Source organism: Bradyrhizobium sp. RD5-C2 (assembly GCF_019972155.1).
Classification (GTDB): domain Bacteria; phylum Pseudomonadota; class Alphaproteobacteria; order Rhizobiales; family Xanthobacteraceae; genus Bradyrhizobium.
Genome location: NZ_BOVL01000056.1, coordinates 52,548 through 65,493 on the forward strand (window position 1 = coordinate 52,548; position 12,946 = coordinate 65,493).

General features: G+C 65.9%; 11 protein-coding genes. 5 read left to right on the forward strand and 6 right to left on the reverse strand.

Annotation, left to right across the window (positions count from 1 at the left end; translation table 11 throughout):
• The first annotated feature begins 12 nt into the window (after positions 1 to 12).
• From BraRD5C2_RS34890 to BraRD5C2_RS34900, 3 genes are all read left to right on the forward strand, one after another.
• Positions 13 to 1,038 carry a SphA family protein gene (locus BraRD5C2_RS34890; RefSeq protein ID WP_223976172.1) on the forward strand — a complete coding sequence of 342 codons (1,026 nt, stop codon included), beginning with the start codon at positions 13 to 15 and terminating at the stop codon, positions 1,036 to 1,038.
• 113 nt (positions 1,039 to 1,151) lie between these two features.
• Positions 1,152 to 3,254 carry an adenylate/guanylate cyclase domain-containing protein gene (locus BraRD5C2_RS34895; RefSeq protein ID WP_223976173.1) on the forward strand — a complete coding sequence of 701 codons (2,103 nt, stop codon included), beginning with the start codon at positions 1,152 to 1,154 and terminating at the stop codon, positions 3,252 to 3,254.
• A gap of 1 nt (position 3,255) precedes the next feature.
• The gene (locus BraRD5C2_RS34900) at positions 3,256 to 4,281 is read left to right on the forward strand and encodes an ABC transporter substrate-binding protein (RefSeq protein WP_223976174.1); all 1,026 of its coding nucleotides are present in this window, start codon (positions 3,256 to 3,258) and stop codon (positions 4,279 to 4,281) included.
• A gap of 7 nt (positions 4,282 to 4,288) precedes the next feature.
• Here BraRD5C2_RS34900 and BraRD5C2_RS34905 read toward each other — a convergent pair whose 3' ends face one another.
• On the reverse strand, positions 4,289 to 5,065 hold the full coding sequence (locus BraRD5C2_RS34905; protein WP_223976175.1) for an HpcH/HpaI aldolase family protein: 777 nt from the start codon (positions 5,063 to 5,065) through the stop codon (positions 4,289 to 4,291).
• Positions 5,066 to 5,124: 59 nt separating this feature from the next.
• Complete coding sequence (murI, locus tag BraRD5C2_RS34910; protein WP_223976176.1) at positions 5,125 to 5,922, reverse strand: glutamate racemase; 798 nt, start codon at positions 5,920 to 5,922, stop codon at positions 5,125 to 5,127.
• A 173-nt stretch (positions 5,923 to 6,095) separates the two neighbouring features.
• Between murI and BraRD5C2_RS34915 the strand changes: the two genes are divergently transcribed.
• Entirely contained in the window at positions 6,096 to 6,695 is a 600-nt protein-coding gene (locus tag BraRD5C2_RS34915; RefSeq protein ID WP_223976658.1) for a cytochrome b, read from the forward strand.
• A gap of 93 nt (positions 6,696 to 6,788) precedes the next feature.
• A complete protein-coding gene (locus BraRD5C2_RS34920) occupies positions 6,789 to 7,814 on the forward strand; it encodes an agmatine deiminase family protein (RefSeq protein ID WP_223976177.1) in 1,026 nt (341 codons plus the stop codon).
• A 160-nt stretch (positions 7,815 to 7,974) separates the two neighbouring features.
• Here BraRD5C2_RS34920 and BraRD5C2_RS34925 read toward each other — a convergent pair whose 3' ends face one another.
• The 4 genes from BraRD5C2_RS34925 to BraRD5C2_RS34940 all read right to left on the reverse strand — a co-directional run bounded on the left by BraRD5C2_RS34925 (position 7,975) and on the right by BraRD5C2_RS34940 (position 12,835).
• Entirely contained in the window at positions 7,975 to 9,147 is a 1,173-nt protein-coding gene (locus tag BraRD5C2_RS34925; protein ID WP_223976178.1) for a M20 aminoacylase family protein, read from the reverse strand.
• Positions 9,148 to 9,358: 211 nt separating this feature from the next.
• On the reverse strand, positions 9,359 to 10,666 hold the full coding sequence (gene purB, locus BraRD5C2_RS34930; protein ID WP_223976179.1) for an adenylosuccinate lyase: 1,308 nt from the start codon (positions 10,664 to 10,666) through the stop codon (positions 9,359 to 9,361).
• A gap of 113 nt (positions 10,667 to 10,779) precedes the next feature.
• Entirely contained in the window at positions 10,780 to 11,424 is a 645-nt protein-coding gene (locus BraRD5C2_RS34935; RefSeq protein WP_374708082.1) for a response regulator, read from the reverse strand.
• 40 nt (positions 11,425 to 11,464) lie between these two features.
• Entirely contained in the window at positions 11,465 to 12,835 is a 1,371-nt protein-coding gene (locus BraRD5C2_RS34940) for a sensor histidine kinase (RefSeq protein WP_223976182.1), read from the reverse strand.
• Positions 12,836 to 12,946: the final 111 nt, after the last annotated feature.

Genomic DNA, 12,946 nt, shown 5'->3' on the forward strand with positions numbered 1-12,946 from the left:
GGGGAGGTTCAGATGACGATGGTCAAACTTCACAGGCGCGCTTTACTCGGTATCGTCGGCACGCTCGCGCTGTCGGCGGTGCCGCGCACGGCGTTGGCCGACGCCGGTGGGCTGAGCTTCTGGCTGCCCGGCGCGTTCGCCAGCCTGACGGCGGCGCCGGCGATGCCCGGCTGGGCGTATGAGACGATCTACATTCACCTCGATCAAAGCGCCAACGCGAGCAAGAATTTCGTCATCGGCAACCGCGTGCCGGGATCCGTCGTCGCCGGGCTCAACGCCCATGCGGACGTGCTGATCGAAGGCTTCACCTATACCTGGGCGCAGTCCGTGCTTGGCGGGCAGGCGGCGGTGACCTTCCTGACTGCGCCGGGAAATATCGGTGTCGGCGTTGACGCGACGCTGACCGGCCCGCGCGGCAACACGCTCTCGGGCGTCGCAACCGACAACCGCACCACGGTCTCTGACGTCTTCTACCAGGGCACCCTGAAATGGAATCAGGGTGTCAACAACGAGATGTTCTATATCTTTGGCAACATCCCGAGCGGGACCTATGACAGCACCCGTCTCGCCAATCTCAGCTTCGGATTCGTCGCGATCGACGTCGGCGGCGCCTATACTTATCTCAATCCGGAATCCGGCCAGGAGTTCTCGGTGCTGGCCGGCGTCACCTACAATGGAATGAACAAGGATCTGCAGTACCAGAACGGCATCGACTTCCACGTCGACTGGGGACTTTCGAAGTTCATTGAGAAGAACGTCCATGTCGGTGTTGCCGGCTACTATTTCCAGCAGCTCACCGGCGATAGCGGGGCTGGCGCCAAGCTCGGCGATTTCAAGGGACGCGTCGCCGGGATCGGACCGCAGGTCGGATTCATCTTTCCGGTCGGCGAGGGCTATCAGGGCTATCTGAACGTTCGCGGCTACAAGGATTTCGCCGCCGAGAACCGCGCGGAGGGATGGACGGCCTGGGTCACGTTCCAGCTCTCGACCGCCGCGCCACAGACGGCGCCGGCAAAGCCGATCGTACGGAAGTATTAGAGGTTCGGTTCTGATCGAACCGAAGCTCTACCTTTTGTTTGACGCGTTTTCTTCACGCGAACCGGTGCCCACTTCGCTCGAAAACGCTTTGAAGGAGGCGAACGACAGACCCGATGAGTGATGCGCGCGCGACCGGCCGGCGGCCGGTTCGGATCGGCTTCCGCACTTCCATCATCACGGTGTTCATCGCCGCCGTGCTAGTGGTCGGGCTGACGCTGGTCTATCTCAGCTTCAGGCGGGTCTCCTCGATCACGCAGATGGCGGCGAGCACCTTCATCGACAAGGTCGGGCAACTCGGTGCCGACCGCATCGACGCGCAGTTCAAGAATGTGCGCGACAATCTCGAGATTTTGGCGGGGCTGCCGGCGATCCAGGAGGCCGACATCGCCGACAACACCAGGCTCTACGGCCTGCTGGCCTCGATGCTGCGCAACAATCCGCAGATCTTCAATCTCTATGTCGGATACGAAGACGGCTCGTTCCTCGAGATGGACGTCATCGATCGCGCCAAGCCGCAATTCCGCACGGCGTTGAATGTCGACGCCGACGCGGTCTACCGCGTGGTCGTGATCGCCCGCACCGGGGCGTCTGCTGCTGCGCCGGTGACGCTGTTCCTGTCGGAAAATTTGATCCAGGTCGCGCAAGTCGCAGGACCTGACAGCTACGACCCGCGGCAGCGTCCCTGGTATGTCGAGGCCTTCAAGGATCGCAAGACGCTGCTCACCGGGCCCTATGTGTTCTATGCGACCGGCGAGCCCGGCTACACGCTGCGCATCCCGCTGAGGGAGGGCCGCCGCGGGGTGGTGGCCGCCGATCTCCTGCTCAATCGCCTCGAGGAGATGCTGAGCCGGCAAAAGCTCGGCAAATCCGGGCTGGCCTTCCTGTTCAACGATGCCGACCGCATCGTCGGCCATCCCGAGATGCGCGATCTGATGGCCGAGCGCCGCGACGCGCTGCCCCGGATCGAGGCCCTCAAGCTTCCCGGCCTGTCTGCGGCGATTGCGTCCTGGCGCAGCGATGGCAGCGCACAGCAGTTCTTCACCGACGGCGACGGGCGGACGCTGGTTGCAGCCTTTCACCGCATCGAGACCGCCGGGGCGGCCAACATCCGGCTCGCGGTGATCGCCCCGCTCGATGAATTCTTTGCCAAGATCATCTCGGAGCGGCGCGCGCTGTTCGCCATCGCGCTCGGCTTTGTGATCGCGATGCTGCCGTTCGCGTTCTGGCTCGGCTCGCTGCTCGCCCGGTCGCTGCGCGAACTGGCGCGGCAGACCGACGAGATCCAGCGCTTTCAGCTCGCCGACCGGCCGCGCATGCAATCGGCGATCGACGAGATCGACGAACTCGGCCGTTCGGTATTCACGATGCGCACCGTCGTGCGCAATTTCTCCAGCTTCATTCCGCAGCCGATCGTCCGTCAGCTGATGGCGTCCGGGGCCTCGTTGCAGCTCGGCGGCGTCAGGCGCGAGGTCACGGTGCTGTTCACCGACGTCGCTGATTTCACCGCGAAGACGGAGAAAGCGGATCCGTCGCAGGTCATGATCTTCACCTCGCGCTATTTCGCCGCGATGTCGGAGGCGATCATGAAGCACCACGGCACCATCGACAAATTCATCGGCGATGCGGTGATGGCACTGTGGAATGCGCCGGACGACGACGACGATCACGTCATTCACGCCTGCGAGGCGGTGCTGGACTGCCTGCAGCGCAACGCCGAGCTCAACCGGGCGTTCCGCAGCGAGGGCTGGCCGGCCTACACCACGCGGTTCGGCCTGCATCTCGGTGACGCCGTGGTCGGCAATGTCGGCTCCGCCGACCGCATGAACTACACCGCGCTCGGTGCCACCATCAATCTGGCCTCGCGGCTCGAAGGGCTCAACAAGAACTACGGCACCCAAGTCCTGGTCAGCGCGGCCGTGCGGGCGCGCGCCGAGCACAAATTCGCGTTCCGCAGCGTCGACCAGATCCGGCCGAAGGGCTTTGCCGAGGCGATCACGGTCTATGAGCTCTGCGGCCCGCGCGGCGATGCCGAGCTGGCGTTCTGCGCGTTCTGGGAGGCCGTCTACGCTGCGATCTGCGGCGGGGAACCCGCCACGGCGCTGCTGCACATTGCCGATTTCCTGGCAGAATATCCCGGAGACGGCGTCGCGCAATACCATGCCGAACGGCTACGCGATGCCGTTCAGCAACCGCTGCTCGATCATCCGGTGCACTGAGATGCCGACCGAGGCCTGCGTGCTGCCCCGCAAGATCAGCCGGCGACGTATCCTCGGCGGAACCATCGGCGCGGCGCTGAGTGCCGCGGCGATCGTCGCACCCGCAATCGCGCGAGACCGTGCCCGGCTGCGGCTTGGCTATCTCCATGTCGTCGCCGTCGACGGCCAAATTCTCACCGGCCTCGACCGCGGCTCGTTCGACAAGGAAGGCATCGATCTTGAACTGGTCGAGTTCAACACCGGCTTCGAGGTGGTGCAGGCGATGGCCGCCGGCAAGCTCGACGTGCTGTCGGCCGGTGGCGTCATCTCGAGTCTGCTGCCGCGCGGCGGTTACACCGCGTTCCTTGTCAATGATATCGAGATCGCGACCGCGCAGCTCTGGGTGCGGCCGGACAAGGGCGTCACGACATTCGCAGACCTTCGCGGCAAGCGCATCGCGACCGCCAGGATGACGACAGCCCACATCTTCCTCGATCGTGCGCTGCGCGCCAACGGCCTCGCGCCGACCGATGTCGAGATCGCCAACAGCAACATGTCGACGGCGGTGGACGCGTTCATCGCAGGCGAGGTGCCGGCGGTCGCGCTGTGGGTGCCGTTCAATATCACGGTGCGCGAAAAGCTGCCCGGCGCCGTCAAGCTGGTCGACGCATCCGCCTACTATCCGCAATCCGCCGTCGTTGGCGGCTGGGTCGCCCAGCAGGACTATTTCGCCGCCAACCGCGACCTCTTCGCCCGGATCATCCGCGGCTGGGCCGACGCCAACGACCACATGCTGCGGAACGGCAAGGCCGCGGCCGTTGCGTTGCAGAAGAACCACTATCCGCAGGCGTCGATCGCCGACATCGAGGAGGCGCTGGCGGCGCAGAAGATGTTCTCGTCGCGGGAGTGGAAGCGGCTCTATGCCGACGGCACGGTGGCAAGATGGCTGCAGCAGGTCAGCGATTTCTTCGTGACCGAGGCCCCGCTTGCAACAGCAACACCGGCTACGCAATATTTCGATCCGAGCCTTTATCTCGCGACGATCTAGCGCTCTCCTACCGCTTGATCCCGGCGAATGCGGCGGCAATGCCGCGCTGGAACAGCGACCAGTCGAAGCCGAGCGCGAGTGCAAGGTAGCCTCGCTCGATCATCGCATTGGCCTGCTCGGCAGTGCGCGCGACGCCGCCGATCGGCACGCCGCTCTTCATGATGCCTTCTTCGGCGCGCTGCATCAGTGCGACCACTTCGGGATCGTCAGGAAAGCCGCGCTTGTTGATCGAGGTGGCGAGATCGCCGGGCCCGATCACCGCGAGGTCGATGCCCGGTGTCGCCATGATCTCGTCAATGCGATTGACGGCATCGACATGCTCGATCGTGATCATGCAGATCATGTCGTCGTCGGCGGTCGCCATGTAGTCGTTCATCGAGACGCCCCAGCGGAACGGCGCATGGAACGGCCCCCAGAGCCGGTCGCCGTTCGGCGGATAGCGCACGCTGCGCGCGGCTTTCTCGGCGTCGCCGCGATTGCAGATCATCGGAAAGTTGATGCCGAGCGCGCCGATGTCCATCGGCGCCTTTGCGAGGTGCGGCTCGTTGGCGGCGATCCGCACCATCGGCACGCACGGCGTGCCCGAGGTGGCCACGATCATCGCATGCGCGGTGCCGAGGTCGATCGGGCCGTGCTCGAGATCGACGATGATCCAGTCCAGCGACTGCGCCATGATCTGCACGGTCTGGATGCTCGGAATGGTCGCGATCGCGCCGAAGGTCGGGCGCTTGTCGCGCCAAGCCTGGCGCAGGCGATTGAGCGGCGTCAGCGGTGCTGTGGTCAAATGCGGTCCTCCCTCGAAGGCGGGCAGAGGCTAGCAGCGGGTCGTGACGGCGAAAAGGATCAGGCCGGGACTCTGCCGCCGAAGAACGGCGTCAGCGCGTCAGTGAGCGCATGCGGGCGCTTCGAGGTGAAGATCATCTCGGCGCCGGCCTCATCGCTCTCCGAGCCGGCCGGGCCGAGCAAATCGGCGACGCGGCGGGCGATCGCCGGCGCCGGATCGATCCAGTCGACCGGCCACGGCGCGAGCCGGGTCAGGCGTTCCAGCAGCAGCGGATAATGCGTGCAGGCGAGCACGACGGTGTCGGTGCGGGCCGGGTCATTGGCGCCATCGCCGACGAAGCAGGGGGCCAGTTCGGCGGCAATGTCCTCGTCGCGCACCCTCTGGCCGCTCAGCGCGGCCTCGGCGAGCGAAGCCAACTCACCGGAGCCGACCAGCGTCACCTCACAGCCCTGCGCAAAATCCGAGATCAGCTTGCGGGTATATTCCCGTTTCACGGTGCCTCTGGTGCCGAGTACCGAGACCCGCCTGGTTCTCGACGAAATGCAGGCCGGCTTGATCGCCGGCACGGTGCCGACGAAGGGCAGGCGATAGGCGTCGCGCAGATGCGACATGACCAGGGTGGACGCCGTGTTGCAGGCGATCACGACGAGGTCGGGCGCGTGGGCCTCGATCAGCTCGCCGACCAGCGGCACCACCCGGGCGATGATCTCGTCCTCGGTGTGGTGGCCATAGGGGAAGAAGGCATCGTCGGCGACATAGACATAGTGGGCGTCGGGCCGGGCGCGGACGATCTCGCGCAGCACGGTGAGGCCGCCGAGGCCGGAATCGAAGATGAGGATGGTCGGGGGAGTGGGCACGGTGAAAAGTCTATCCGAGGCAGGGTTACCATTCAGTTGTTTTTGGCTATCCGGCCACTGGGGCCGACAAAAGGCGGTGAAGGCGGGAATTTCATATGGCCTTGACCTATCCCTGCAAGTATCACGGCAAACTATTGCTGCGACGTGCGAAATCCAAACGGGGCCATTCGACCATGATCCGCAATACCACCGCGAGCTGGGGCTCGCTCGCCCGTGCGTTCCACTGGGTGCTGGGCATCACCATCATCGGCATGCTGGCCTATGGCTGGTGGATGAACCACTTCCCGGCACGGGCGGACAAGTTCTTCTACCGGTCGATTCATGCCGATATCGGCTACATGGTGCTGCTGCTGACCGTGCTGCGGCTGCTCTGGCGCAGCGTCAACCCGACCCCGACGCTGCCGGCCGAGATGCCTTCCTGGCAGCGGATCGCCGCCCGCGTCAGCCATGGCGCGCTCTATGCCGTCACCATCCTGGTCGCGATGCTGGGCTGGGCGCATTCCGGATCCCGTGCCCAGGACTATTCGAGCTTCTTCGGCCTGTTCCACGTTCCCCAGATCACCTCGCCCGACAAGGCGGCGGCGGACGCCTATGAAGATCGCCACATCTTCTTCGCCTACGTCTTGCTCGCGCTGATCGTGCTGCACCTTGCCGCGGTCGCCTTCCATCATTTCGTCAAGCGCGACCGGGTCGCCGCGCGGATGATGGGGGCGGGCGAGGCCGACGGCGCCCATGAGGCGGCGCGGGCAGCGACGCCGAGGGCGAGCGGATGACCGCCGAGTCTTGACGGCCAGGTGATGGCATCGCACCGGCGCCGGCGCTAGTCTGGCGGTCAATCCGGGAGGGCCATCGCGGCCAAGACGCTCGTGGACGATCTTGCGCGGGACAATGTGAACTGGCGGATGCCGGACGAGGGCGCGCCGCATGCCGCGACCTGGATGGCGTTCGGCGCCAGCGCCGCGATCTGGGGCGGCAAGCTGCTTCCGGTGGCGCGGGAAAATCTTGCCAACATTGCCAAGGCGATCGCAGCCTATGAACGCGTCAACATGCTGGTGCGCGAGGAGGACCGCGAGATTGCCGCGCGGCTGTGCGGCCCCGCGGTCAGCCTCGTCGTGCAACCGGTCGATGACGTGTGGATGCGCGACACCGGACCGTTGTTCGTGAGGGACCCGTCGGGGCAGCTTGGCGCCGTCGGTCTCCACTTCAACGGCTGGGGCAACAAGCAACGCCACGCGCTCGATGCCGAGGTCGCCGCGCATGTCACCACAGCCGCGAAGGCGACGTTTATCAAGGCGGGCCTCGTGCTGGAAGGCGGCGGGATCGAGGTCGACGGCGAGGGGACAGCCATCATCACCGAGAGCTGCGTCCTCAACCCAAATCGCAATCCGGGTGTGTCGAAGGACAAATGCGAGGCCGAACTGTCTGGCCTGCTCGGGCTGGAAAAGATCATCTGGCTGCCCGGCATCGCGGGCAAGGACATCACCGACGGCCATACCGACTTCTACGCGCGCTTTGCCGGTCCCGGCGTGGTCGTGGCCGGCCTGGAGATGGACCCGTCGTCGTTCGATCACGCGGTGACCAAGCGACACCTCGATATCCTGCGCGGCGCTGTCGATGCGAAGGGCCGGCGTCTGGAGGTCGTGGTGCTGGAGAGCCCGTCGACGGTGCGTCCAAAGCACGGCGGCAAGGACTTCGCTGCCGGATACATCAACTTCTATGTCTGCAACGGCGCCGTGATCGCGCCCGAGTTCGGCGACGCGACCGCCGACCGCAACGCGCACGATATCCTGCGCGACTTGTTTGCGGACCGGGAGATCATCCAGCTCAACATTGACGGCATCGCTGCCGGCGGTGGCGGCATCCACTGCACGACGCAACAGCAACCGCGTTGATGTGAACGTCCCGGCCGCGACGGATCGCGGCCGGGCCGTTCATCGATTGCGCTATAGCGTTTTCGAGTGAAGTGGACACCGGTTCGCGTGAAGAAAACGCGTCAAAACAACAAACGAGAGCTTCGGTTCTGATCCTGTCAGAACCGAAGCTCTAGCGGTGCTAACCCGCCGGCATCTGCTTCTCGACCAGGCGTACCCAGTAGGACGCGCCGTGGCCGAGGATGTTGTCGTTGAACTTGTAGGCCGGGTGGTGGCACATCGGGCCGTCGCCCATGCCGAGGAAGACGAACGCGCCGGGGCGCGCCTCCAGCATGAACGCGAAATCCTCGGCGCCCATCACCGGCACCAGATTGTCGTTGACGCGCTCGGCGCCGGCCACATCGCGTGCGACCTCGGCGGCGATGCCGGCCTCACGCGCATGGTTCAGCGTCACCGGATACATGCGGCCATAGTCGGTCTCGGCAGAGCCGCCATAGGCCTTGGCGATGTTGGAGGCGACCTCGCCGATCCGGCGCTCGACCAGATCGCGCACGCCGGGATCGAGCGTGCGCACGGTGCCGCCAAGCGTGACGGTCTCCGGGATCACGTTGAACGCGGCGCCGGCCTCGAACATGGTGATCGAGATCACAGCCGATTTCAGCGGATCGACATTGCGCGACACGATCGATTGCAGCGCATTGATGATCTGGGCGCCGATCAGCACGCTGTCGACCGCTTCGTGCGGGGCCGCGCCGGCGTGGCCGCCCTTGCCGTGGACGACGATCTTCAAGGTGTCCGACGAGGCCAGCATCGGGCCCGGTGTGGTCGCGAAATAGCCCTCGGGCAGGCCGGGCATGTTGTGGAGGCCATAGACCTCCTGGATGCCCCAGCGGGTCATCAGCCCGTCGTCGACCATCGCCTTGCCGCCGGCGCCGCCTTCCTCGGCAGGCTGGAAGATCACGACCGCGGTGCCGTCGAAATTGCGCGTCTCGGTGAGGTATTTCGCAGCGCCCAAGAGCATCGCGGTGTGGCCGTCATGGCCGCACGCGTGCATCTTGCCGGGGACCTTCGAGGCATAGGCGACGCCCGAGGCCTCGGCGATCGGCAGCGCGTCCATGTCGGCGCGCAGCCCGATGGTCTTGCCCGAACCGGATTTGCGGCCGCGGATCACGCCGACCACGCCGGTGCGCCCGATTCCCGTCACCACCTCGTCGCAGCCGAACTCGCGCAGCTTCTCGGCGACAATGCCGGCGGTGCGGTGCACCTCGTAGAGCAGTTCGGGGTTCTCGTGGAAGTCATGGCGCCAGGCGGCCATTTCATCCGAGAGGGCGGCAACGCGATTGACGATGGGCATGGGAGCGTCCGTTTCTTGTGAGCTTTGTAGTGAACCGTGTAGGGCGGGTCAGCGTAGCGTAACCCGCCGGCTTGTCACGCGAAAGCGACCGTCATTCCGGGGCGATTCGAGCCCCAATTCGCAATTGCGAACTGTGGAATCCAGAGGTTGCGGCGCGAGATTCCGGATTTCACGCGCGGTGCGCGTGCCCCGGAATGACGCAGGCAGATCCTCATGCTTCGCCGAACACCCGCTTGAAGATCGTGTCGACGTGCTTGAGGTGATAGCCGAGGTCGAACTTCTCCTCGATCTCGGCGTCCGTCAGGTATTTCTTCACGTCGGGGTCGTTCTTCAGCAGCGTCTGGAAGTCGCCTTCGCCGCGCCAAACCGGCATCGCGTTGCGCTGCACGAATTTGTAGGCGTCCTCGCGGCTGGCGCCCTTCTGGGTCAACGCGATCAGGACGCGCTGCGAATGCACGAGGCCGCCGAGCCGGTCGAGGTTCTTCTGCATGTTCTGCGGATAGACCACGAGCTTCTCGATCAGGCCGGCGAGCCGGACCAGCGCGAAGTCGAGCGTCACGGTGGCGTCGGGGGCCATCATGCGCTCGGCCGAGGAGTGAGAGATGTCGCGCTCGTGCCACAGCACGACGTTCTCCAGCGCCGGCGTCACATAGGCGCGCACCATGCGCGCCAGGCCGGAGAGGTTCTCCGACAGCACCGGATTGCGCTTGTGCGGCATCGATGAAGAGCCCTTCTGGCCCTCGGAGAAGAACTCCTCCGCTTCCAGCACCTCGGTGCGCTGCAAATGGCGCACCTCCACCGCGAGCCGCTCGACCGAGGCGGCGATCACGCCGAGGGTGGCGAAATACATTGCGTGGCGGTCGCGCGGGATGACTTGCGTCGAGACCGGCTCCGGCCGCAGGCCCATCGCTTTCGCGACGTGCTCTTCGACCCGCGGGTCGATCTGGGCGAAGGTGCCGACCGAGCCCGAGATCGCGCAGGTCGAGATCTCGTCGCGCGCGGCGACCAGGCGGGCGCGTGCGCGTGCGAACTCGGCGTGGGCATAGGCGAGCTTGAGGCCGAAGGTGACCGGCTCGGCATGGATGCCGTGGGAGCGGCCGATGGTCGGCGTCAACTTGTGCTCGAAGGCGCGCCTCTTCAGCGCCGCCAGCACCCGGTCGAGATCGGCGATCAAAAGGTCGGCGGCGCGCTTGAGCTGGACGTTGAGGCAGGTGTCGAGCACGTCGGAGGAGGTCATGCCCTGGTGCACGAAGCGCGCCTCGGGGCCGACGATCTCGGCGAGATGGGTCAGGAAGGCGATGACGTCATGCCTGGTCTCACGCTCGATCTCGTCGATCCGCGCGACGTCGAAGGTGGCATCCTTACCCTTGGCCCAGATCGTCCTGGCGGCTTCCTTGGGGATCACGCCGAGCTCGGCCAGCGCGTCGGCGGCATGCGCCTCGATCTCGAACCAGATCCTGAAACGCGTCTGCGGTTCCCAGATGGAAGCCATTTCCGGGCGGGTATAACGGGGGATCATCGAGAGCTCCGAATCGAGCGGGGCGGGACCACGCACAGGGAATATAGTGCGGAAAACCGGCCAAAATAGCCGGCGTAGTGGCCGTAGCCGCGCTCGCCCGGGCTACCAAGCGGCTACAAATTCGCCAGCCCGCATTCGACGGCCAGGCGGACCAGCTGGGCATCGGTCCGCATGCCGGTCTTGGCCTTGATCAGATAGTGGTAGTTCTGCACGGTCTTGGTGCTGAGGTTGAGGTTTACAGCGATCTGTTCCTTGGTGCTGCCGGCTGCGAACTGCCGGAGAATCTCGATCTCCCGCTCGCCGAGCTGGTCGAGCGCCGATTTGGACGGCGCCAGGCTCTCCAGCGCGAGCACCCGGGCGACGTCGTCGCTCATGGCATGTTCGCCGCTCGCCACCGAGCGGATCGCCGCGATCAGCTCGGCCGGCTCGCTGCCCTTGGTGACGAAGCCAGAGGCGCCGGCGCCGAATGCCGCCTTCACCTGGGCGGCCTCGCTGTGCATGCTGAACACCAGGATGCGGGCGTCGGCATCGCGCGCGCGAATGTTGCGGATCGCTTCCAGTCCGCTCGCGCCGGGCATCGAGATGTCCATCACCACCACATCGGGCTGGTGCGACTTGAAGGCGCGATAGGCATTGGCGGCGTTGTCGGCCTCGGCGACCACGCTGAAATCGTCCTGATGCTCGAGCACGCGCCGGTAGCCCTGGCGGACGACGGGATGATCGTCCACCAGGAGAATCGAGATGCTGCGACTGTTCACGTTCGTTGTCTTCGCGGCCATCGTCTTCGCGGTCGTCATCTCAGGCAGCAAGCGGAATCGTGGCGGCGACCGAGAGGCCGCGGCTGGCCCGCGCGATCGACAGCGAACCGCCGAGTGCGGCGACGCGCTCGCTGACGCCAGTAAGGCCGAAGCCCGCCGACTGCGCCACCTTGGCGGCATCGCCGCCGCCGTCGTCCTCGACGCGCACCAAGAGCGCGTTCTCGGCTCCGGTGCGCCGCTCGATCCGCAGCACGATCTCGCGCGCTGAGCTGTGGCGCAGCGCATTGGTCAGGCATTCCTGCGCGATACGATAGGCGGTCGCGGCGACCGTGCCGCTGATGTCGGCGAGATCGCCCTGCAAATCGAGCTGGATCATCGGCTGCGTGGTACGCGATCGACAGCTATCGACGAGATCGACCAGGCTCGCCTCCAGCCCGAGCTCCTCGGCTGGCGGGTGGCGCAGGCGGTTCAGCGTATCGCGCAGGCAGGCGATGATGCGGCGCGTGGCCTGCGAGATCATCCGTGCATCCTGCGCAATTTCAGTGCCGGCGGCGTATTTGTCGCCGGCGCTTGCCTCAATCGTGGTGGCGAAGGCGAGGATCGCGGTGAGATTCTGGCCGAACTCGTCGTGCAGCTCGCGGGCCAGCACGCGGCGTTCGTCGCTGCGGATCTCGAGCAGCCGCCGCGTCAGCATCGTGCGCTCCTCCTCGGCCTGCGCGAGGCGGTCGCCGAGATCGCCGACGGCGCGTCCGATCATCGCGAGATCCATCGAGCGGACGCGCGGCAGCGGCGTGCGGTACTCGCCTTCGGCCATGCGCCGCAGCGCTGACACGATCGAGTGGGCGGGCGCCAGCGTATGCGCGATCGCGAGCGAGGCGAGCAGCGCGATGGCGAGCGCCATCAGCAGCGCGACATGGATGTTGTCCAGGATGTGCTGCCAGGCGAGCGCGATCGCGGCGTCCGGATCGGAGATGGCCCGGACGGTTCCAGCGGTCGCGGCGCGGGCGCTGATCGGCCGCTCGACGGTGGCGTGATCGCCGAGCACCGTCTGCACGGTAGCCGCGAACCAGCGCGGCGGCGCCTTGCCGATCCCCTTGCTCTGGCCGCAGAGCGGCTTCTCGAAGGCGCCGGCCGGTTCGAACTGCACGCAGATCCCCGGCGCGATCAGTCCCATGGTTTCGATGGTGCGCCAGTCCGGCGCCGGCAGCAGTTGCTCGCGCATCCGGTTGCTGCGCAGCAGCAATTCGCGCCAGTACAATGCTTCAAGCGCCTGCGAGACCCGCTCGGCGGACGCCGACGTGGCGCGATCGACGCTGCGATAGGCATCGATCGTGGCCCAGCCGGTGGCCGCGCCGAGGCACAGCGCGACGATGACAAGCAGGCGGGCGACCAGTTGAAGCACGAGGCGCATGCGATCACTCCACAGCCGGGGCATGATCCAGAAAGAGGGGCGAAGCGTAACAGCAACCCTGTTCCCGGCAAGTGCAAGCATGCCCAGCCATGCAGGTCGGGAAATTTGCCC

Excerpts from the sequence above, each read along its gene's own strand:
- BraRD5C2_RS34915 (WP_223976658.1), top strand. The coding sequence starts at position 6,096 with ATGATCCGCAATACCACCGCGAGCTGGGGCTCGCTCGCCCGTGCGTTC.
- BraRD5C2_RS34925 (WP_223976178.1), bottom strand. The coding sequence starts at position 9,147 with ATGCCCATCGTCAATCGCGTTGCCGCCCTCTCGGATGAAATGGCCGCC.
- BraRD5C2_RS34940 (WP_223976182.1), bottom strand. The coding sequence starts at position 12,835 with ATGCGCCTCGTGCTTCAACTGGTCGCCCGCCTGCTTGTCATCGTCGCG.
- BraRD5C2_RS34890 (WP_223976172.1), top strand. The coding sequence starts at position 13 with ATGACGATGGTCAAACTTCACAGGCGCGCTTTACTCGGTATCGTCGGC.
- BraRD5C2_RS34895 (WP_223976173.1), top strand. The coding sequence starts at position 1,152 with ATGAGTGATGCGCGCGCGACCGGCCGGCGGCCGGTTCGGATCGGCTTC.
- purB (WP_223976179.1), bottom strand. The coding sequence starts at position 10,666 with ATGATCCCCCGTTATACCCGCCCGGAAATGGCTTCCATCTGGGAACCG.
- BraRD5C2_RS34900 (WP_223976174.1), top strand. The coding sequence starts at position 3,256 with ATGCCGACCGAGGCCTGCGTGCTGCCCCGCAAGATCAGCCGGCGACGT.